The 22,124-nt window shown below is 63.3% G+C and carries 18 protein-coding genes; 5 read left to right on the forward strand and 13 right to left on the reverse strand.

Annotated features, from left to right (window positions below):
• The first annotated feature begins 1 nt into the window (after position 1).
• Entirely contained in the window at positions 2-1,144 is a 1,143-nt protein-coding gene (locus ELX51_RS12350) for a succinylglutamate desuccinylase/aspartoacylase family protein (RefSeq protein ID WP_127753804.1), read from the forward strand.
• On the opposite strand, the gene uxuA is transcribed toward ELX51_RS12350, so the two are convergent.
• The 13 genes from uxuA to ELX51_RS12415 all read right to left on the reverse strand — a co-directional run bounded on the left by uxuA (position 1,141) and on the right by ELX51_RS12415 (position 15,864).
• The gene (gene uxuA, locus ELX51_RS12355) at positions 1,141-2,361 is read right to left on the reverse strand and encodes a mannonate dehydratase (protein ID WP_127753805.1); all 1,221 of its coding nucleotides are present in this window, start codon (positions 2,359-2,361) and stop codon (positions 1,141-1,143) included. The genes ELX51_RS12350 and uxuA overlap by 4 nt on opposite strands.
• 65 nt (positions 2,362-2,426) lie before the next feature.
• The gene (locus ELX51_RS12360) at positions 2,427-3,041 is read right to left on the reverse strand and encodes a trimeric intracellular cation channel family protein (RefSeq protein WP_127753806.1); all 615 of its coding nucleotides are present in this window, start codon (positions 3,039-3,041) and stop codon (positions 2,427-2,429) included.
• Between the two features lie 90 nt (positions 3,042-3,131).
• Positions 3,132-4,538 carry a dihydrolipoyl dehydrogenase gene (gene lpdA, locus ELX51_RS12365; protein WP_127753807.1) on the reverse strand — a complete coding sequence of 469 codons (1,407 nt, stop codon included), beginning with the start codon at positions 4,536-4,538 and terminating at the stop codon, positions 3,132-3,134.
• Between the two features lie 197 nt (positions 4,539-4,735).
• On the reverse strand, positions 4,736-5,200 hold the full coding sequence (locus tag ELX51_RS12370) for a hypothetical protein (protein WP_127753808.1): 465 nt from the start codon (positions 5,198-5,200) through the stop codon (positions 4,736-4,738).
• A gap of 154 nt (positions 5,201-5,354) precedes the next feature.
• On the reverse strand, positions 5,355-6,635 hold the full coding sequence (gene odhB / locus ELX51_RS12375) for a 2-oxoglutarate dehydrogenase complex dihydrolipoyllysine-residue succinyltransferase (RefSeq protein ID WP_127753809.1): 1,281 nt from the start codon (positions 6,633-6,635) through the stop codon (positions 5,355-5,357).
• Between the two features lie 10 nt (positions 6,636-6,645).
• Positions 6,646-9,648, reverse strand: coding sequence for a 2-oxoglutarate dehydrogenase E1 component (locus ELX51_RS12380; protein WP_127753810.1), 3,003 nt, complete (start codon positions 9,646-9,648; stop codon positions 6,646-6,648).
• 210 nt (positions 9,649-9,858) lie between these two features.
• Positions 9,859-10,767 (reverse strand): succinate--CoA ligase subunit alpha, encoded by a 909-nt coding sequence (sucD, locus tag ELX51_RS12385; RefSeq protein ID WP_127753811.1) that lies wholly within the window; start codon positions 10,765-10,767, stop codon positions 9,859-9,861.
• A 33-nt stretch (positions 10,768-10,800) separates the two neighbouring features.
• A complete protein-coding gene (gene sucC, locus ELX51_RS12390) occupies positions 10,801-11,997 on the reverse strand; it encodes an ADP-forming succinate--CoA ligase subunit beta (RefSeq protein ID WP_127753812.1) in 1,197 nt (398 codons plus the stop codon).
• A gap of 162 nt (positions 11,998-12,159) precedes the next feature.
• Entirely contained in the window at positions 12,160-13,122 is a 963-nt protein-coding gene (gene mdh, locus ELX51_RS12395; RefSeq protein ID WP_127753813.1) for a malate dehydrogenase, read from the reverse strand.
• 88 nt (positions 13,123-13,210) lie between these two features.
• Positions 13,211-13,690 (reverse strand): hypothetical protein, encoded by a 480-nt coding sequence (locus tag ELX51_RS12400; protein WP_127753814.1) that lies wholly within the window; start codon positions 13,688-13,690, stop codon positions 13,211-13,213.
• 13 nt (positions 13,691-13,703) lie between these two features.
• Positions 13,704-14,816, reverse strand: a complete 1,113-nt coding sequence (gene zapE, locus ELX51_RS12405; RefSeq protein WP_164854856.1) for a cell division protein ZapE — start codon at positions 14,814-14,816, stop codon at positions 13,704-13,706.
• A 56-nt stretch (positions 14,817-14,872) separates the two neighbouring features.
• The gene (locus ELX51_RS12410; RefSeq protein WP_127753816.1) at positions 14,873-15,517 is read right to left on the reverse strand and encodes an AprI/Inh family metalloprotease inhibitor; all 645 of its coding nucleotides are present in this window, start codon (positions 15,515-15,517) and stop codon (positions 14,873-14,875) included.
• A 119-nt stretch (positions 15,518-15,636) separates the two neighbouring features.
• Entirely contained in the window at positions 15,637-15,864 is a 228-nt protein-coding gene (locus ELX51_RS12415) for a hypothetical protein (RefSeq protein WP_127753817.1), read from the reverse strand.
• Between the two features lie 214 nt (positions 15,865-16,078).
• Between ELX51_RS12415 and ELX51_RS12420 the strand changes: the two genes are divergently transcribed.
• From ELX51_RS12420 to ELX51_RS12435, 4 genes are all read left to right on the forward strand, one after another.
• Entirely contained in the window at positions 16,079-17,182 is a 1,104-nt protein-coding gene (locus ELX51_RS12420) for a microcin C ABC transporter permease YejB (RefSeq protein ID WP_127753818.1), read from the forward strand.
• A gap of 5 nt (positions 17,183-17,187) precedes the next feature.
• Positions 17,188-18,321: an ABC transporter permease gene (locus ELX51_RS12425; protein WP_348983116.1), complete on the forward strand. Its 1,134-nt coding sequence runs from the start codon at positions 17,188-17,190 to the stop codon at positions 18,319-18,321.
• A gap of 259 nt (positions 18,322-18,580) precedes the next feature.
• Positions 18,581-20,206 (forward strand): ABC transporter ATP-binding protein, encoded by a 1,626-nt coding sequence (locus tag ELX51_RS12430; RefSeq protein WP_127753820.1) that lies wholly within the window; start codon positions 18,581-18,583, stop codon positions 20,204-20,206.
• A 52-nt stretch (positions 20,207-20,258) separates the two neighbouring features.
• A complete protein-coding gene (locus ELX51_RS12435) occupies positions 20,259-22,109 on the forward strand; it encodes an extracellular solute-binding protein (protein WP_127753821.1) in 1,851 nt (616 codons plus the stop codon).
• Positions 22,110-22,124 lie beyond the last annotated feature (15 nt).

Here is a 22,124-nt window from a genome sequence, read left to right on the forward strand (position 1 = left end):
CATGACCTTCGAGCTCCATCGCACCACCCTTTCCGGCGACATCCCGGGCACCAGCACCGAGCTCTTCTGGTACACGGCCGGCCCCGCCGACGCGCCGCGCGCCGTGCACCTGCAGGCCGCCCTCCATGCCGATGAACAGCCCGGCACCATGGCGCTGCATCACCTTTTGCCCATGCTGCGCGACGCCGATGCCGATAGCGCCCTGCGTGCCCGCTTCACCATTTTTCCCTCGGTCAACCCGCTCGGGCTCGCCAACCGGTCGCTGCGCCACCATATCGGGCGCTACGACACCGAAACCGGGGTCAACTACAACCGCCGCTGGCCCGATCTCTACCCGCTGGTCGCCCATGCCCTCGCCGGCCGGCTGAGCGACGACCCCACCGCCAATATCGCCGCCATCCGCTCAGCGGTTATTGCTTGGATCGACGAGCAGGTCCCCAGCTCTGCCGCCCAACAACTGCGCCTCCAGGTGCTGCGCTCCGCCGCGGCGGCCGATCTGGTGCTCGACCTGCATTGCGACGACGACAGCCTCAAGCACATCTTCACTTCGCCCGAACTGATGCCGGGCTTGCAGGACCTCGCCGACTGGATGGGCGTTGCCGCGACCCTTACGGCCGAGGACAGTGGCGGTGGCTCCTTTGATGAGGTCTTCCCCTCGCTCTACCGCAAGGCGGCGGCGGCAAATCCCGACCACCCCGTTCCGGTGGCCGCCGAGGCCGCAACCCTTGAATATCGCGGCCGCGCCGACAGCTTCGACCATTTCGGCCGCCAGGACGCTCTGGCGCTGTTCAATTTTTTTGCTGGCCGCGGCTTGATCGACGCAGCGCCCGCGGCAGCACCCGTCCCCGCTCCTGGCCCCACGCCCTTTGAAGCCACCGAGGTGCTGCGCGTCGATGCGCCCGGGCTCCTCGCCTACCGAGTCGAGCTGGGTGACCATGTCGAGGCCGGCCAGCCCGTGGCCGATCTCATCGCCATGGATGGCCCGGAGGCCTTCATGGCCCGCCGCCCGATCCTGGCCGGAACGAGCGGCATCGTGCTCTCGCGCGTTTCGGCCAAATATGTCCGGCGCGGCGCGGGTATCGCCAAGATCGTGGGCTCCACCATCCTGCCCACCCGCGCCGGCGCCTATCTGCTGGAAGACTAGCGCGCCGCTAGTCCCAGTTCCCGATGCTCGAACGCGGTCATCACCCCGCGCAGTTCCGCCAACCCCTTCATGCGGCCAATCGTCGGGTAACCCGGCTGCGCCCGCCGGTTGAGGTCATCGAGAATGTCCTGCCCATGATCGGGGCGCATGGGAATGGTGTGGTCGCTCCGCCCGGCAATGCGCCGCCGGTTTTCCTCGCGCACAATGGCCGCGATGAGGGCCACCATGTCCACATCCCCACCCAGATGCTCGCTCTCGAAAAACGAGCCCATGACGTCGTCGGTGTCCCGCTTGACGTTGCGCAGATGCAGGAAGTGCACCCGGCTTCCCAGCCGCTCCATCATGCCCGGCAGGTCGTTGTCCGGCCGTGCCCCCAGCGAACCCGAGCACAGCGTCATGCCATTGGCGTGGCTGTCCACCGCCTGCAGAATGGTGGTGTAATCCGCTTCGGTCGACATCACCCGCGGCAAACCCAGCAGCGCGAACGGGGGATCGTCGGGATGGCAGCAGAGCCGCACGCCCCACTCCTCGGCCGTCGGCACCACTTCCTCGAGGAAGTCGATGAAGTGGGCCCGCAACTGTTCTGCGCTGATCTGGCCATATTCCGCCAGGTGGGCGCGCACATCGTCGAGCGTCATCGACTCCGTTGAGCCCGGCAGCCCCATGGTCACATTGCGCGCCAGCTGCTTCTTGCCATCTTCGTCCAGCTCGGCAAAGCGCCGCCCGGCCTCATCGGCAATGGCATTGCTGTAGTCGGCGCCAGCGCCCGGCCGCTCGAGAATATGAATGTCGAAGGCCGCAAAATCATTGATATCAAAGCGCATGCAGGAAGCGCCATTGGCGACGGTGAAGCGCAGATCGGTCCGCGTCCAATCCAGCACCGGCATGAAATTGTAGCACACCACCTCGATGCCGCTTTCCGCCAGGTGCCGGAGCGAAATCTTGTAATTGGCGATATGCTCGCGCCAGTCGTTCTTCTGTTTCTTGATGTCCTCGGAAACCGGCAGGCTTTCCACCACGTCCCAGGTGAGACCCGAAGGCGTGCCATCCTTGCGGGTGCCGATTTCCTGTTGCCGCTTGCGGATCTCCTCGGGCGTCCACACCACCCCATTGGGTACGTGATGCAGCGCGCTGACGACACCTTGCGCGCCAGCCTGGGTGATATCGTCAATGCTGGTCAGATCCTGGGGACCGAACCACCGCCAAGTTTGTCGCATTCCACACTCCCACTTGTATGGTAGCTCAATGCCATAAGGGGGTTAGGGACGGAAGTCCCTATGCGTCAGCGCAAATCTTTATCATAGACAAACTTGGGCATGTTCCAGTGCCAAATCAGCGCGGCAACGCGAAACGCAAAGCCGAAGGAAGCCGCCGCGACACTGACCAGTTCCGCGTTCAGGCCTGCCTTGAGCCCCAGGTAATATACCGCAGCTGTCGCCAAAGACACGGTCGCATAAAGCTCACTGCGGAAGACCAGCGGAACGTCGTTGCACAACACGTCCCGCAGGACGCCGCCGACGATGCCGGTCACCATGCCCGAAACCAGCACGATGATGGGATGGCTGCCCGATTGCATCGCCACATTGCAGCCGATGATGGTGAACACCACGAGACCCAGCGCATCCAGCAAGAGGAACGGCCAGCGCAGCCGGTCGACAAATTGCGCCAGGGCAATGGTAAGGAGTGCCGCTCCGCAGGCCAACAACAAGACATAGGGGTTGGCCACCCAGTACAGGGGATAGTGTCCCAACACGATGTCGCGCACCGTACCGCCGCCAAGCGCCGTCACGCAGGCCAACACGCAAACGCCGAACCAATCCATGCTGCGCTGCCCAGCCGTCAACGCAGCCGTCATCGCCTGCGCGGCGATCGCGACATAAGAAAGCAGGGTCAGCATGAACGGGCTCCGAAGCGCAAGATGCGCTCCGGCACGTTACAGAACCTAGTCCTCATGTCCAATGCGGCGGGACGCCCGCCGCCTCGGGACCTAGATATGGATGGCGCCATCACCCAGCGACAACGCCGCTTCGCGTACCGCTTCCGATAGCGTCGGGTGCGCATGGGTGGTTCGGGCGAGGTCTTCCGCCGCCCCAGAGAATTCCATCAGCGTCACCAGTTCGTGGATCATCTCGCCGGCATTCTTGCCCACGATATGAGCGCCCAGCACGCGATCTGTTTCCACATCGGCCAGGATCTTGACGAAGCCTTGGGTCGCCAGCATCGCCTTGGCACGACCATTGGCCGTGAAGGGGAATTTGCCGATCTTGTATTCGATACCCTCGGCCTTGAGCTCGTCCTCGGTCTTGCCGACGCTCGCCACTTCAGGATTGGTGTAAACCACGGCTGGGATGGCGCCGTAATTGACGTGGCCCGCCTGCCCCGCCAGGATCTCGGCCACGGCAATGCCCTCGTCCTCGGCCTTGTGCGCCAGCATCGGCCCTTCGATCACATCGCCAATGGCATAGATGCCCTCGACCGAAGTCTTGTAATGCGCATCGACGCGCACGCGCCCGCGTTCATCGAGCGCCACGCCCGCTTCTTCGAGCCCGAGCCCTTCGGTGAACGGCTTGCGCCCAATCGCCACCAGCGCCACATCGGCTTCCAGCACCTCGGCCTCGCCACCCTGCGCCGGTTCCACCCGCACCTGCAGCGCAGCGCCTGATTTGTCGACACCAGCAACCTTGCTCGACAGCTTGAACTCAATGCCCTGCTTGGCGAGGATCCGCTGGAACTGGCGCGCCACTTCGCTGTCCATGCCCGGCAGGATGCGGTCGAGATATTCCACCACGGTCACCTTGGCGCCAAGGCGCGCCCAGACCGAGCCAAGCTCCAGCCCGATCACCCCTGCCCCGATCACCAGCAGCTTGCCTGGCACCTTGTCGAGCGTCAGCGCCCCGGTCGAGGTGACCACGCGCTTTTCGTCGATCTCGATCCCCGGCAGGTTGGCAGAAACCGAACCCGTGGCGATCACAATGGCCTTGGCCTCGACCTCGCTGGCCTCGCCGCTTTCCGGCGTTACGCGCACCTTGCCCTGGCCGACGATTGAGCCGGTGCCGCGCAGCACGGTGACCTTGTTCTTCTTGAACAGATAATCCACCCCGCCGACATTGCTCGCCACCGTATCGGTCTTGTGCTTCATCATCTGCGGCAGGTTGAGCTTGGGCGCAGGAATGTCGATCCCCAGTTGCGCAAAGCCATGCGCGGCTTCATCGAACAGCTCGGACGCATGCAGCAGGGCCTTGGAGGGAATGCAGCCGATATTGAGGCAGGTGCCGCCCAGCGTCGGCCACTTCTCCACCACGCCGACCTTCATGCCCAGCTGTGCTGCCCGAATGGCCGCTACATAGCCGCCCGGACCCGAGCCGATGATGATGAGGTCGAATATATCTGCCATGGTGATAGCCCCAAAAATCCTGCAACTGCTGTTCAGCCCCAGTCACGCTGGCGGCCTGCGGCTAGATGTAATGTCGGTCAGGAGATTTAACCACCGCTAGAGCGCGGAAAAGCCTCGCCGGACACTGTCGTCTACTAGCGGGAGTCGCGGCAAAAGCGAATTGGCAAAACGCAGCACTCCCGCTGCCCACGCCAGCCTCAACGCGAGGCAATTTCCTGGGCCCGCTTGAGCGGCTCGGGCAATTGCTTGTCGATATCGAGCTCGCCGCTTTCCACCCGCTCGAGAAAGCTTTGGCAAAAGGCCCGTTTGTCGTCGGCGCTGTTATAGGCGCTCATGATCTGGGTGCCGCCATAGGTCTCGGCCGCCTCGAGCTGACCCGGCTCCCCGCCCCCCAGCCGCGCGATCACCCGGTCGGCAAGGTCGAGAAAGCCGATATTGCGCAAATACCAGTTGTCGCGCGCCGTCTCATAGGCGCTGTCTAGCCCGGTATTTTCATAGCAATGGGTCGTCATCGCCGTAACGATCGCTTCCGAGCCGTGGAACGCCATCAACTCGCCCACAAGGGCCGGATCGGGAACAGCAGTCGCTGGTTCGATGGCCTCCTGCGCCCAGGCAGAAACGGGCAGCAACAGGCACAAGGCAATGACAGGGATCTTCTTCAAACACTCAACTCCACACTGCAACGCCCCAGCCCCTGTAGAAACCGGTTAGAGCTTAGCAAAGCGTTACCCGCCACCCGCCCCACGCCAACGTGACCACATAGAACAAAGGCCCGCCGAAGCGGGCCTCCATGCGAGCCTGTGATTTGTGGCTCAATCAGAGATCGAGAACGAGGCGCTCGGGAGCCTCCAGGCTTTCCTTGACGCGCACAAGGAAGGTCACCGCTTCCTTGCCATCCACGATCCGGTGATCGTAGCTCAGCGCCAGATACATCATCGGACGCACCACGATCTGCCCACCCACGACAACCGGGCGCTCCTGGATCTTGTGCATGCCCAGAATGCCCGACTGCGGTGCATTGAGGATCGGGGTCGACATCAGCGAGCCGTACACGCCACCATTGGAGATGGTGAAGGTGCCGCCCTGCATGTCGGCCATCGACAACTGCCCGTCGCGGGCCTTCTTGCCCAGCGCGTTGATCGACTTCTCGATCTCGGCAATGCTCATCTGGTCGGCATCGCGCACCACCGGCACGACGAGGCCCTTATCGGTGCCCACGGCGACGCCGATATGGGCGTACTGCTTGTAGATCAGCTCATCGCCATCGATCTCGGCATTGATCGAGGGGATCTCCTTGAGCGCATGCACCACGGCCTTGGTGAAGAAGCCCATGAAGCCAAGCTTGACGCCGTGCTTCTTCTCGAACAGCTCCTTGTAGGAGGCGCGCAGGTCCATCACCGGCTTCATGTCCACCTCGTTGAAGGTGGTCAGCATGGCCGCGGTGTTCTGGGCATCCTTGAGGCGACGCGCAATGGTCTGGCGCAGCCGGGTCATTTTGACCCGCTCTTCGCGGGCGGCATCGTCTGCCGCGACGGGCGCCCGCGCAGCCGCTGGCGCTTTGGCTTCGGCGGCAGGAGCCGCGCCGACACGGCTGACCGCCGCCAGCACGTCTTCCTTGAGCACTTGCCCGCGCTTGCCCGAACCGTTGAGATCGCCCGTGCCCAGATTGTTCTCGGTCATGAGCTTTTGGGCCGAAGGGCTGGCCGTCGCCGAACCGCTGCTGGCGGCCGGAGCCGGAGCTTCGCGGCTGGTCTGGTGACCAAGCGCCGGATCGGCCTGACCGGCAGCAGGCGCTGCGGCCGGCTTTGGCGCCTCGGCCGCCTTGGCGGCGGGAGCTGGCTTGGCGGTTGCCGTCGCACCGGCAGCGCCGATCGCACCCAGCAGCGCACCCACATCGACGGTATCGCCAGGCTGGGCTGCAATCGCTTCGAGCACGCCGGCCGCAGGCGCCGGCACTTCAATGGTCACCTTGTCGGTTTCCAGTTCCACCACGGGTTCATCGGCGGCGATCGCATCGCCCACCTTCTTGAACCATTGCCCGATAGTGGCTTCGGTAACGCTTTCGCCGAGCGTCGGCACGCGGATTTCTGTCGACATTGTCAGTCCCTTATTGTGCGAAAGCTTCGTCGAGGAAGGCTTGCAGCTGTGCCAGATGCGTACGCATCAGGCCCGTGGCCGTGGAGGCGGAAGCCGGGCGGCCGGTATAGCGCACCCGCTGGCCATTGCGGCCCATCTGGTCGAACACCCATTCCACATAGGGCTGGATGAACGCCCAGGCCCCCATGTTCTTGGGCTCTTCCTGGCACCAGATGATCTCGGCATTACCAAAGCGGCCCAGTTCATCCAGCAGCGCCTTGGCCGGGAACGGATAAAGCTGCTCGATGCGCAACAAATACACATCATCGATGCCGCGCTTCTCGCGCTCTTCCAGGAGGTCGTAATACACCTTGCCGGTGCACAGCACGACGCGCCGGATCTTGTCGTCCGCCACCAGCTTGATGCTGGTCTTGGGTGCACCGGGCGCTTCGGCATCGTCCCAAAGCAGGCGATGGAAGCAGGAGTCGGCGCCCATCTCAGCCAGGCCCGAAGTTGCCCGCTTATGCCGCAGCAGCGACTTGGGGGTCATCAGGATCAGCGGCTTGCGGAAGTCACGGGTCACCTGCCGGCGCAGCGCATGGAAATAGTTGGCCGGCGTCGTGCAGTTGGCGACCTGCATATTGTCTTCGGCACACAGCTGCAGGAAGCGCTCGGGACGCGCCGAGGAGTGCTCGGGGCCCTGCCCTTCATAGCCATGGGGCAACAGCATCACGAGGCCCGACATGCGGAACCACTTGCGCTCGCCCGAGGAGATGAACTGGTCGATCACCACCTGAGCGCCGTTCACGAAGTCGCCGAACTGGGCTTCCCAGATCGTCAGCGCCCGGGGCTCGGACAGCGAATAGCCATATTCAAAGCCCAGCACCGCTTCTTCCGAGAGCATCGAGTTGATGACTTCGTAGCGGCTCTGATCGGGAGCCAGGTTGTTGAGCGGCGTAAAGGTCTTGCCGTCAACCATCTGGTCGTTGAGCACGGAATGGCGCTGGCTGAACGTGCCACGCTCCACATCCTGACCCGACAGGCGCACCGGATGACCCTCGGTCACCAGCGTGCCAAAGGCCAATGCCTCGGCAGTCGCCCAGTCGATCCCCTCGCCCGATTCGATCGCGGCGAGCCGGTTATCGAGGAACCGCTTGACGGTCTTGTGGACGTTGAAGCCTTCCGGCACCTTGGTCAGCGCGGTGCCGATCTGGTGCAGGCAATCCACTTCGACGCCGGAATGGCCGCGACGCGGACCTTCCTGCTCGGCCGGCTTGAAGTTCTTCCAGGCGCCATCGAGCCAGTCGGCCTTGTTGGGCCGATAGTCCTGCCCGGCCTCGAACTCGGCTTCGAGCTTGCTGCGCCATTCCGCCTTGAGCGCGTCGATCTCCTCGGCGGTGACGAGGCCTTCCCCGATCAGCTTTTCGCCATAGATTTCGAGCGTGGTCTTGTGCCCGCGGATCTTGGTGTACATCAGCGGCTGGGTGAAGCTTGGCTCATCGCCTTCGTTGTGACCGAAGCGGCGATAGCAGAACATGTCGATGACGACCGGCCGGCCAAAGCGCTGGCGGAACTCGATCGCGACCTTGGTGGCAAACACCACCGCTTCCGGATCATCGCCGTTCACATGCAGCACCGGCGCCTCGATCATCTTGGCGACATCGGTCGGATAGGGCGAGGAGCGCGAAAATTTCGGGCTCGTGGTGAACCCGATCTGGTTGTTGATGACGAAATGCACCGAACCGCCGGTGCGGTGCCCTTTGAGACCCGAAAGCCCCAGGCATTCGGCAATCACGCCCTGCCCGGCAAAGGCGGCATCGCCATGCAGCAGCAGCGGCAGCACCATGGAGCGATCGGGCTTGCCCTCGGTCGCGATGTTGATGAGCTTGCCATCGGGCGAGATATGCTGGTCCTGCTTGGCGCGGGCTTTGCCCAGCACCACGGGATCGACGATCTCAAGATGGCTTGGATTGGCGGTCAGCGACAGGTGCACCTTGTTGCCATCGAACTCGCGGTCCGACGAAGCGCCCAGGTGATACTTGACGTCGCCCGAGCCTTCCACGTCCTCGGGGTAGAACGCGCCACCCTTGAACTCGTGGAATAGCGCGCGATGCGGCTTGCCCATGACTTGGGTCAGCACATTGAGGCGCCCGCGGTGGGCCATGCCCAGCACGATGTCCTTGATGCCGAGCGCGCCGCCGCGCTTGATGATCTGCTCAAGCGCCGGGATCAGCGCTTCCGAGCCATCAAGGCCGAAGCGCTTGGTGCCGGTATATTTCACATCGATGAACTTCTCGAAGCCCTCGGCCTCGATCAGCTTGTTGAGGATGGCCTTCTTGCCCTCGGGGGTGAAGGTGATTTCCTTGTCCGGCCCTTCGATGCGCTCCTGGATCCAGGCCTTGGCCTCGGGATCGGAGATGTGCATGAATTCGATGCCGAGCGTGCCGCAATAGGTGCGCTGCAGAATGGCCAGCATCTCGGGGATGGTGGCGTATTCCAGCCCCAGATAGTTGTCGATGAAGATCTTGCGGCTGTAATCGGCCTCGGTGAAGCCATAGCTCTTGGGATCGAGCTCGGGCGCGGGTTCGCGCACCTGCAGCTTGAGCGGATCCAGATCGGCATGCAGATGCCCGCGCATGCGATAAGCGCGGATCATCATGATGGCGCGAATGGAATCCTGGGTCGCCTGCACCACATCCGCAGCGCTAGCCGCCGGAACGCCAGCAGCTTCGGCCTTCTTGGTGACAGCCTTTTCGGTCTTGACGGCGATCTCGCCCCAGTTGCCATCAAGCGCGCTGACCAGCTCGCTACGGGGGCTCTGCGGCCAGTCGGTGCGGCCCCAGCTCGGGCCCTCGGCGCTCTTTATGGCGTCGGCGTCACTGTCTTCGAGTTTGCCGAAAAAGCTCTTCCAGGTCTCGTCGACACTGTTTGGATCGGCCTTGAAGCGGGAATACAGCTGTTCGATATAGTCGGCATTGCCCCCGTAAAGAAACGAGGTCAGCAAGAACGTGTCGTTCTTTTCCTGTCGTGTCATCGCTTTTATGCGAGGCCCACGCCCCGCCATCCTTCTCAACAAGCCGGCCAGCCCGGCTTACCTGTAGTCCGAATACGAAGCCTTAACCGAGTTTCGTGAGCATCTTGTTAAGCGAGACGGCGCCCTGGAGCGCCGCCGCCCGGCCCACTTGCTGGTCCCTAGCATCACTCAATGGCGAAAACGGGACCGAGTTGGGGTTCTATTGCCCCATCAGCCCTTAAGCACTTCCGCCAAGGTCTTGCCGATCCGCGCCGGGGACTTGGATACTTTGATCCCCGCCGCTTCCATGGCCGCAATCTTGTCCTGCGCGCCGCCCTTGCCGCCCGAGATCACCGCGCCGGCATGGCCCATCGTGCGCCCGGCCGGAGCGGTCAGGCCCGCGATAAAGCCGGCCATCGGCTTCTTGCGGCCGCGCTTGGCTTCATCGATCAGGAACTGCGCCGCGTCTTCTTCGGCCGAACCACCGATTTCGCCGATCATGATGATCGACTTGGTCGCTTCGTCGGCCAGGAACATTTCGAGCATGTCGATGAATTCGGTGCCCTTGACCGGATCACCGCCGATACCGACTGCCGTGGTCTGCCCCAGGCCCTCATTGGTGGTCTGGAACACTGCCTCATAGGTAAGCGTGCCCGACCGCGAAACAATACCCACCGAGCCCTTGGAGAAGATCGAGCCGGGCATGATGCCGATCTTGCATTCCTCTGGCGTCAAAACGCCGGGGCAGTTGGGGCCCAGGAGGCGCGACTTGCTCTTTTCGAGCTTGGCCTTGACCCGCACCATGTCGAGCACCGGAATGCCCTCGGTGATGCACACGATCAGCGGGATTTCCGCATCGATGGCTTCCTCGATGGCCGCGGCAGCGCCCGGAGGGGGCACATAGATCACCGATGCGGTGGCACCGGTGCGCTCCTTGCCTTCGGCAACCGAGGCGAACACGGGCAGCGACGCCGAAGCATCAAGCCCGCTGGTCCAGGTTTCCCCGGCCTTTTTGGGGTTAACGCCACCCACCATCTTGGTGCCGTAATAGGCCAGCGCCTGTTCGGTATGGAACGTGCCGGTCTTGCCGGTCAGCCCCTGCACGAGGACCTTGGTGTCTTTGTTGACGAGAATGGACATGGTTTGGGCCTACGCTTTAATCGTGTGGGGGGATCAGGCGGCCTTGACCGCGGCGACGATCTTCTGGGCAGCGTCGTCGAGGTCATCGGCGGAGATGACGTTGAGACCCGACTGGTTGAGGATCTCCTTGCCTTCCTTGACCCGGGTGCCCTCGAGGCGCACCACCAGCGGCACCTGCAGGCCCACTTCCTTGACCGCAGCGATCACGCCCTCGGCGATCACATCGCAGCGCATGATGCCGCCAAAGATGTTGACGAGGATGCCTTCCACTGCCGGATCGGCGGTGATGATCTTGAACGCTGCCGTGACCTTTTCCTTGGTCGCGCCACCGCCCACATCGAGGAAGTTCGCCGGCTCGGCGCCATAGAGCTTGATGATGTCCATGGTGGCCATGGCAAGGCCGGCCCCGTTCACCATGCAGCCGATATTGCCATCGAGCGCCACATAAGCCAGATCGTACTTGGACGCCTCGATTTCCTTTTCGTCTTCTTCCGAAAGGTCGCGCAGCTCCTTGAGCTCGGGGTGGCGGAAGGCGGCGTTGTTATCGAAGCTCACCTTGGCGTCGAGCACCCGCAGATGACCATCGGTCATCACGATCAGCGGATTGACCTCGAGCAGGCTCATATCCGTCTCGACAAACGCCTTGTAGAGAATGGGGAACAGCTTGGCGGCGTCCGCCTTGGCGTCGCCTTCGAGCGCCAGTGCGTCGGCGATCTTGGCCACATCGGCTTCGGTCACACCCGTCTGCGGGTCGATCGCCACCGAGATGATCTTTTCGGGCGTGTGCTCGGCAACCGCTTCAATATCCATGCCGCCTTCGGTGGACACAACGAAAGCCACGCGGCTGCTGCTGCGATCCACCAGCAGCGAGCAATACAGCTCGCGTGCGATGTCGGCACCGTCTTCGATATAAAGGCGATTAACCTGCTTGCCCGCATCGCCGGTCTGCTTGGTCACGAGCGTGTTGCCCAGCATCTCCTTGGCGAATGCCTTCACCTCGTCAATGGAGCGTGCCAGCCGCACGCCGCCCTTGGCATCGGGCCCAAGTTCCTTGAACTTGCCCTTGCCGCGTCCGCCGGCATGGATCTGCGACTTGACCACATAAAGCGGCCCGGGCAGCCTCTTGGCCGCGGCTTCCGCCTCGTCAGCCGAATAAATCACAACGCCTTCAGCCACGGGCGCACCGTAGGACTTCAGCAGCTCTTTGGCCTGGTGTTCGTGAATGTTCATTTGCTTGAACCCTGTGTGGGGCACCTGATGGTGCTCTGGGGGCTATCCGCCGCGGCGGATAGCGTGGATGTCGAGAACCGGAGCGCAGCGTACGTTGAGTACGTGAGCACCGGAAGCGCAGAAATCTGCGCTAGGCGCCCGGCGGGAGCGCTCGGAGTACCATCAGGCCAGCTTGGGTGCGATCTTCTTACAGGCCTCGATCAAGCCTTCGACGGCGTCCACCGAGCTGTCGAATGCCTTCTGCTCGGCGCCATTGAGTGCGATCTCGATGATCTTTTCGGCGCCATTGGCCCCGATCACCACGGGGACGCCGACATAGGTGCCCTTGACGCCATATTCGCCATTGAGGAACGCGGCAGCAGGCAGCACGCGCTTCTTGTCCTTGAGATAGCTCTCGGCCATCGCAATGGCCGAGGTTGCCGGCGCATAAAAGGCCGACCCGGTCTTGAGCAGGCCCACGATCTCGGCGCCGCCATCCCGGGTGCGCTGGATGATGGCGTCGAGCTTTTCGCGGCTCATCCAGCCCATCTTGACGATATCGGTCAGCGGAATGCCGGCCACGGTGGAATAGCGCGCCAGCGGCACCATCGTGTCGCCATGCCCGCCCAGCACGAACGCATTGACGTCTTCGACCGAGACATTGAGCTCATCGGCGATGAAATGCACAAAGCGCGAGCTGTCGAGCACGCCGGCCATGCCGATCACCTTGTTGGTGGGCAGGCCCGAGAACTTCTGCAGCGCCCAGACCATGGCGTCGAGCGGGTTGGTGATGCAGATCACAAAAGCGTCGGGTGCATATTTGGCGATACCCGCGCCCACCTGCTCCATCACCTTGAGGTTGATTTCGAGCAGATCGTCGCGGCTCATGCCGGGCTTGCGCGGCACGCCGGCGGTGACGATCACCACATCGGCTCCTGCGAGGTCCTTGTATTCGGAGGTGCCGGTGATCTTGGCGTCATAGCCTTCAACCGGTGCAGACTGGGAAATGTCCAGCGCCTTGCCCTGGGGCACGCCATCGACGATGTCGAACAGCACGATGTCGCCCAGATCCTTGAGCGCTGCCAGATGCGCCAGCGTTCCGCCGATCTGTCCCGAGCCGATAAGAGCGATCTTTTTGCGCGCCATAAGCCTCAATCCCCACTGCGTTGAATTGGCGCACCTCTTAACCCTGTCGCGCCACAGGGGCAAGTGAACCCTTCGTCTAAACTCCCCCTCATCCCTTGCCCATGGGGGAAGCCCCCATGCCGAGCGGGCATGGAAGGATGCGCAGAAAACCCCGGACCGCAGCCGCTGATCGAAGATCATATACCGGGGTGCCAACGGCCGCGCTAAGCACCGCTTCGTCTCTGTCTCCGAGCACGCGCTCATAGCTCCAGGCGCCGCGCCACAGGCCAAGGTTAACGCCCTCACGGCGCCACAGCCGCCACAGCCGCAGCAATCGCGGCAGCTTGAGGCGGACCACGCAGTCCGCACGGGCAACTCTGTCCCCATAGGTTCGGGTATTACCGCCCTCGATAATCCAGCGCGGCAGCTCTGCCGCAGCCCGGACATCTTGGTCAATGGTGTCAGCAGGCCGAAGCTTGCCACCCCTGTCATGCACAAACTGGTCAACCGAGATCACCGGCAACCCGAGCTTGGCCGAAACTTGGCCAGCCAACCATGTCTTTCCCGCACCCGGCGCACCAATGATCATGATGCGCTCCATCTCAGTGCTCGGCCACCCCGACGCCGCGCAGCGCCTTGCCTAGGTATTCTTCCGACTGCATCTCGACCAGCCGCGAGACCGTGCGCTCGAACTCGAAGGCGGTGCGATCGTCGCGCCCCAGTTCCGCCAGCGGCACGGCAAAACTGGCGCCGAGCTTGACGCCGCGGTCATAAAGATTGTCGATCAGCAGGATGAAACGCTTGGCGGCATCGCTCTTGGTGCGATCCATCTGCGGCACGCCATCGATGATCATCGCTTCAAAACTCTGTGCGATCAGCACGAAGTCGCGCGAGCCCAGCGGCTTTTCGCAAAGGTCGGCAAAGCCGAACCGGGCCGCGCCCCGAGCCGCCAGCGGCACGGCGATCTCCCGCCCGATGCTGTGAATGGTCGTCGGCCGCCCCGGTTCGCCCCCAGTCAGGCGCAGCCACAACCGATCCATCGCTGCCCGGGTTTCGGGTCCGACACCAAAGGCAAACACCTGTTGCCCGGCAAATTTGAGCCGCCGGTAATCCTGCTCCGCATCGAGCGAAGCCACCAGCGTGTACTGCTTGAGCAGCGCAATAAAGGGCAGGAACAGCTCACGGTTAAGCCCGTTCTCGTACAGCCGGTCGGGCACCACATTGGAGGTCGCCACCAGCGTCACCCCGCCGGCAAACAGCTTTTCGAACAGCCGGTTGAGCAGCATGGCATTGGTGATATCGTGCACATGAAATTCATCGAGGCACAACAGCCGCAACCCACCCTTTAGGATGGGCCGCACCACCGCTTCCACCGGATCGCTATCATCACCCTTGGCCTTGGCGCGCTTGCGGAACGCGGCAATGCCCGCGTGGATCTCGTCCATGAAGGCATGGAAATGCACCCGCCGCTTCTGCGGGATTTCCACCGCCTCGTAGAACAGATCCATCAGCATGGTCTTGCCGCGTCCCACCTCGCCATAAAGGTAGAGCCCCTTGACGGGCTGCGGCTTGTCGAGCCACCGGGCCAGAAAGCCTCCGGAAGCCGAAGCGTCGAGCGCAGTGGCAATACCGTCCAGTAATCCCGCCGCCTGTTCCTGGGCGGGATCGCGGCTCAAACCGCCACGCGCGACAAGCGCCGCATAAGCAGCGCTCACCGGCCCCGACTGGGACGATGCGGATGGGTCAGGCTGGCTTGGCAAGTCAGGCGCGATCAGCGCTGCATGGAAATGGCTTGGCCGCCGCCCAGCGTACCGATATAGCGCCCGCCGCTCGGTGCAAGGAACGCTGCGATATTACCATTCTCATCATAGAGCTGCAGCTGCGAGCCGACCTGCTGCCAGCCGCCTACCGAAGCAAGGCCCGGCACGCCGCAGCCCGGCGCCGATGCGCGGTAATAGCTGGTGCCAGTCTTGGCGGTCATGGGCAGGTTGAGCCGGCACTGCGTCGGCCCGGCCTGCACGGTCCAAACGCCCTCGGGGCCGGCAGTAAAGCCGCCCGACGCAGCAGGCGCCGCGCCATTGGGCCCAAGTGTTACAAACGAGCTGTTGGAAGCCGTCTGGGTGGACGCACCAACCGGCGGCAGCGATGAAACGCCCCCAGCCATGCCTGGAGGGGTGCTGGGAACGCCGCCCAACACGGGCTGACCCGACAGCCCGGGAGCGGGCGCGCCAGTAGCGCCGCCCAGTGCCGGCAGCGTGCTTTGCTGCACGCTCGAAGGCTGCACCGGCTGCAACTGCGCCGGGGCGCCGATCGTGTTGAGATTTGCGGTGTTGGAGGTTGAAGAGCAACCGGCCATCAAAAGGGCCACCGCTGCCAAACCCGCTGCCGATACCGATCCGCGCATCCAAGCCGCCATGAAGTCGCTCCTGCCCGAAGGCCTGCCTAAAGGTTAACAATGGGCGCGCTTATAGCCAAACCACTGGTGTGACACAATCGCCCGCTTCGCGTGGACCACCATTCACTGATGTGGCAGTTTTAAGGCCCCTGCATTTCCTTCAACAACTCGCGCGCCAGAAGGGTTGCGTCCCCCGCCTCCTCTTCTGGCACCTGCACCGGCACGCCGCGGGGCCCAAACAGCCCCCGCACGCCCGGCAGTCCGCCTTCCCCGCCCTCGAGCGGATGAAAGCCATGCGCGCGCAGCGCCACCACCAGCACCCGCGCCATGGACAGGTCCTCGACTTGGGCAATTGTTTCGAACGCCATCGCCGGCTCCTTGTTGCTGCCCCGATTGTGCCGTTCATCCCCCTTTGCCGCAACCCCGCCCCGCCGAAGCGGCACCGAACCCAAAGCACCGCCTCGGCACTTGCCATCTTGCGGGGGAAGTGTTGCTGTGGTCGGTAAGCCATTTCACCTGCTGGTGATTTGCACATGGGCAGCTTCGGCGCTTTGCTCGGGCACAGCCAGCCATGGAGATCTGATGGGCGCCTATATTCTTCGCCGCCTCCTGCTGATGATACCGACCGTGTTCGGCATCATGGCGATCTCGTTTCTGGTGATCCAGTTCGCCCCCGGCGGCCCGGTCGAGCAGGCGCTCGCCAATCTGAGCGGGCAGAACAGCTCCATCGCTGAGCGCGTCACCGGCAGCGCAGGTGGCGATTTCGCCGCCCAGCCCAGCGCCAACAACGCCAACGCCAATTCGGTTTATCGCGGCTCGCGCGGCCTGCCGCCCGAGCTGGTCGCCCGGATCGAGCAGCAATTCGGCTTCGACAAGCCCCCGCTTGAGCGCTTCGGCACCATGCTGTGGAACTACCTGCGCTTCGATTTCGGCGAGAGCTATTTCCGCGACATCTCCGTGATCGACCTCATCCGCGAAAAAATGCCCGTCTCCATTTCACTGGGGCTCTGGATGACGCTGATCTCCTACGGCATCTCCATTCCCCTGGGCATCCGCAAAGCCATCAGCGACGGCTCGCGCTTCGATGTCTGGACCTCGACGGTCATCATCGTGGGCTATGCCATTCCCGGCTTTCTCATCGCCATCGCGCTCATTGTCCTCTTTGCCGGCGGCAGCTTCTGGTCGCTGTTTCCCCTGCGCGGCCTGACCTCGCCCGGCTTTGAGAACTTCCCCTGGTGGCGCCAGATTCTTGATTACGCCTGGCACCTCGTCTTGCCCATCACCGCCATGGCTCTGGGAGCCTTTGCGACGACGACCCTCCTCACCAAGAACTCGTTTCTCGATGAGATCGGCAAGCAATATGTCACTACCGCCCGCGCCAAGGGGCTGACCGAACGGCAGGTGCTGTATGGCCATGTCTTCCGCAACGCCATGATGCTGATTATCGCGAGCTTCCCCGGGGCCTTTGTTGGCGCTTTCTTTGGTGGCTCGCTCCTCATCGAAACCATCTTCTCGCTCGATGGGCTGGGCCTGCTCGGCTTCCAGTCCGTCGCCAACCGCGATTATCCTGTGGTTTTTGCCACCCTTTATATCTTCTCCCTGCTCGGCCTCGTGATCAGCCTCCTCTCCGACCTCGCCTATATGTGGGTCGATCCCCGCATTGATTTCGAAAGCCGCGGCCTATGAGCGAAATGGCCGAACAAGCTGCCGTGCTCGAAGCCCCACGCAATGGCTGGCTGTCCCCAATCAACCAGCGGCGCCTCGCCAATTTTCGCGCCAACCGGCGGGGCTTCTGGTCGCTTTGGATCTTCCTTGTCCTCTTCATCCTCACGCTGGGATCTGAATTCATCGCCAATGACCGGCCCATCCTCGTCTCCTACAAGGGCGAACTGCTCTTTCCCGCCTTTGTGGATTATCCCGAATCCCAGTTCGGCGGCTTTCTTGCCGTCACCAATTACCGCGATCCCTTCATCGCTGACGAGATCAAGGCGAACGGCTGGGCAATCTGGCCGCCCGTGCACTTCAGCTACGCCACTGTCGACAGCTACCTACCCTATTCCGGCGCCGTTGCGCCCAGCTGGACCATGGACCGCGCCGAAAACTGCGCCCGCTATCCCCTGGGGGTCGATGATCCCGAGTGCAATCTCGGCAATTACCACTGGCTGGGCACCGACGACCGCGGCCGTGACGTCCTCGCCCGCCTGCTCTATGGCTTCCGCATCTCCATCCTCTTCGGTCTCGTGCTGACCATTGCTTCCTCCATCATCGGCGTCGCCGCCGGTGCGGTGCAGGGCTATTTCGGCGGCTGGACCGATCTACTGATGCAGCGCTTCATCGAGATCTGGACCTCGATCCCCGCCCTGTATCTGCTGCTGATCATCTCGAGCTTCATTGCCCCAAGCTTCTGGGTGCTGCTTGGCATTCTCTTGCTGTTTTCTTGGGTCGCGCTCGTTGGCATCGTGCGCGCCGAATTCCTGCGCGGCCGCAATTTTGAATATATCGCCGCCGCCCGCGCCCTTGGCGTCGGCAACTGGACCATCATGATCCGCCACCTCCTTCCCAATGCCATGGTCGCCACGCTGACCTTCATGCCCTTTATTCTTTCGGGCTCCGTCGCCACCCTGACCTCGCTGGACTTCCTTGGCTTCGGCCTGCCCCCCGGCTCCCCTTCGCTTGGTGAACTCCTCGCCCAGGGCAAGAACAACCTCCAAGCGCCCTGGCTCGGCCTCACCGGCTTTTTCACCATCGCCCTGATGATGACCCTCCTCGTCTTCATCGGCGAAGCCGTCCGCGACGCCTTCGACCCCCGCCGGACCCTGGCATGATAGTCATTGTCCCCACCGATATCCGTGAGCTTCGCTCCACCCCCTCCCCCTTGAGGGGAGGGCCGGGGTGGGGGTTGAGGCCCCGCCGCAAACTCGGCGTGTGTGCTGATACGCCGGTGCCCAAACGAGCGGTCCCCTCCCCCTTGAGGGGAGGGCTAGGGAGGGGGTCCATCAACGAAACACGGCGGCCGCAACCAGCACCGGCATCCCGCCATCCGACCACTCAAGCCACCAATCACCACCATGAGGAGGCCACCCCATGACCCCTCTCCTCTCCGTGCGCGACCTCACCATCAGCTTCGGCCCTGCCGATGCTGCCCACAACATCGCCTTTGATATCGCGCCAGGCGAAACCCTGGCGCTTGTGGGTGAAAGCGGCTCGGGCAAATCCGTCACCGCCCTGTCCATCCTCAAGCTCCTGCCGCCCACCGCCACCGTTGCGGGGGAAATCCAGCTCGGCGCCACCAACCTCGTTTCCGCCTCCGCCGCCGAACTGCGCGCCGTGCGCGGCAACCGCATTTCCATGATCTTCCAGGAGCCCATGAGCTCCCTCAATCCTGTCCACACCGTTGAGCGCCAGATCGGTGAAGTGCTTGCGGTCCATCGTGGCCTGCGCCCCAACGCCGCCCGCGCCCGCACCCTGGAACTGCTCGATCAGGTCGGCATCCCCGATCCCGCCAGTCGCCTCGCCTCCTATCCGCATCAGCTTTCGGGCGGCCAGCGCCAGCGCGTGATGATCGCCATGGCGCTCGCCAACGAGCCGGACCTCCTGATCGCCGACGAGCCCACCACCGCGCTCGACGTTACCGTCCAGGCGCAGATCCTGACCCTCCTCAAGCAGTTGCAGGCGCGGCTGGGCATGGCCATGCTCTTTATCACCCATGACCTCGGCATCGTCCGCCGCATCGCCGACCGGGTCTGCGTCATGCAGGCCGGCGAGATTGTTGAAACCGGCGCGGTCAAAGCCCTCTTTGCCGCGCCCCAACACCCCTATACCCAGCGCCTCCTCGCCGCCGAGCCCAAGGGCGCCCCGCCGCCGGCCCGCCCCGATGCACCGATCGCGCTAGAAGCCAAGGACCTGCGCGTCTGGTTTCCGATCAAGCGTGGCTTGCTGCGCCGCACTGTCGGCCACATCAAGGCAGTGGACGGGATCGACCTGGCCATCCGCCAGGGCGAAACCCTTGGTGTTGTCGGTGAAAGCGGCTCGGGCAAATCCACCCTGGGTCTGGCCCTCCTCCGCCTCATCGCCTCGCAGGGCCGCATCGTCGTGCTTGGCAACGAGGTGCACGAACGCTCTTGGCGCGCCATGCGCCCGCTGCGCGCCGATCTGCAGATCGTCTTTCAGGATCCTTTCGGCTCGCTCAGCCCGCGCCTTTCGGTTGACCGCATCATCGGCGAAGGGCTCGAAGTTCACGCCCCAAAACTCGACGCCGCCGAGCGCGACCGCCGCGTCGTCCGAGCGCTTGAGGAGGTCGGCCTCTCGCCCGCCACCCGCTTCCGCTATCCCCACGAATTCTCGGGCGGCCAGCGCCAGCGCATTGCCATTGCCCGCGCGATCGTGCTCGAGCCGCGCTTCTTGGTGCTCGACGAGCCGACCTCGGCGCTCGATGTCTCCATCCAGGCCCAGATCGTCGATCTCCTGCGCGACATTCAGGCCCGGCGCGGCCTCACCTATCTGTTCATCTCCCACGATCTTAAAGTCGTGCGCGCCCTCGCCAATACCCTCCTCGTCATGCGCAATGGCAAGGTGGTGGAAAGTGGAGCCGCCGTCGATGTCTTTGCCGCGCCCCAGACGGACTATACCCGCGCGCTTATGGCCGCCGCCTTCGACATTGCCACCACCGACACGCGTGATCTTGATCCGCCTGCCCCTGTCGGCCCATGACAAACCAGCCTAGATTCCAACCACAGTTTCTGCCCATGTTCGGAGCCAGCCGATGAAGTTTGCGCCCCTTGTTGCCACCGCCCTGGCCCTGTTCTGCCTTGCCCTGCCCGCCGGGGCCCAGACCCCGACTGGCGTTTGGACCTCATCCTTCATCATGGAAGGCGAGCCCAAATACCCCGATGGATTCCCCCATTTCGATTACGTCAATGTCGATGCGCCCAAGGCCGGCACGGTGCGGCTGGGCAGCCTGGGCGGCTTCGATACCTTCAACCCAATCCTTCCCAAGGGTGAGCCCGCCGACGGCGTCGGCCTGCTGTTCGAAACCCTGCTGACCCCCTCCCTTGATGAGGTCAGCGCCTATTACGGCCTGCTCGCCGAAAGCCTGCAGATCGCCCCGGACTACGGTGCAGTCACCTTCCGGATGAACCCCAAGGCGCGCTGGCACGATGGCCAGCCGGTCACAGCCGAAGACGTGGTCTGGACCTTCGAAAAGAACATCGAACTCAATCCCGACCGCATGCAGTACTATGCCAATATCGAAAGCGCCGAAGTCACCGCGCCCGGCGAGGTGACCTTCACCTTCAACCAGACCGGCAACCGCGAATTGCCGCTGATCCTCGGGCAATTACAGGTGTTTCCCAAGCACTGGTGGGAGGGCACCGACGCCAATGGCAAGCAGCGCGACATCGCCCAGTCTACCCTTGAGCCGCCCTTGGGCTCGGGCCCCTATCGCCTCGCCAGCTTCGATGCGGGCCGCACCATCACCTATACCCGCGTCGAGGATTACTGGGGCGCCGACCACCCAACCCAGATCGGTCAGAACAATTTCAGCGAATACCGCATCGAGTACTTCCTCGATCTGACCGTGCAGTTCGAGGCCTTCAAGGGCGACCAGTTCGATTGGTGGAACGAGAATTCCGCGCGCCGCTGGGCCACCGCCTATGATTTCCCTGCCGTCGCTCAAGGCCGCATCATCCAGGAACTCTTCCCCCAGGATTATGCCAATTCCGGCCTCATGATCGGCTTTGTGCCCAATCTGCGTCGCGAAAAATTCCAGGATCAGCGCGTGCGCCAAGCCCTCAACTACGCTTTCAACTTCGAGGAGCTGAGCAACACCCTGTTTTATGGCCAGTATGAGCGCGTCGACAGCTACTTCTTCGGCCTGCCCTTCCGCTCCACCGGCTTGCCCGAGGGCGAGGAACTGGAAGTGCTCGAATCCGTGCGTGACCTCGTGCCCGCCAGCGTCTTCACCGAGCCCTACACCAATCCAGTCGGCGGCGATCCAACCAAGCTGCGCGCCAATCTGCGTACCGCGCTCGGCCTCCTCACCGAAGCCGGCTACCGCCTCGAGGGCAACCGTCTCATCGATGCCAATGGTCAGCAGCTGAGCTTTGAAATCCTGCTCAACGGCCCCACCATCGAGCCTGTCGCCGCCAACCTCGTCACCAACCTCGCCCAGATCGGCGTCGCCGTCTCGCTGCGCACCGTCGACAGCCCGCAATACATCAACCGCCTGCGCTCCTTCGACTACGACGTAACCTATGCCGGCTGGCCGCAATCCTTCTCGCCGGGCAACGAGCAGCGCTACTTCTTCGGCTCCTCAACGGTCAACGAAGAGGGCTCGCAGAACTATGCCGGCATTGCCGATCCCGGCATCGACGCCCTGATCGACAAGCTTGTGGTCGCCGATGACCGCGCCACCCAGGAAGCCGTCACCAAGGCGCTCGACCGGGTGCTGCTTGCCCATCATTTCGTGGTGCCGTCCTATTCCCTGCGCACCTCGCGCATCGCGCACTGGGACCGCTTCAGCCACCCCGAGCCCCTGCCCGAATTCTCCAGCGGCTTCCCCACCATCTGGTGGTGGGACGAAGCCAAGGCCGCCAAAACCGGTGGCGCTCGCTAGCAAAAAAACTGGGCC

This window comes from Devosia sp. 1566, from assembly GCF_004005995.1.
Taxonomy (GTDB): domain Bacteria; phylum Pseudomonadota; class Alphaproteobacteria; order Rhizobiales; family Devosiaceae; genus Devosia.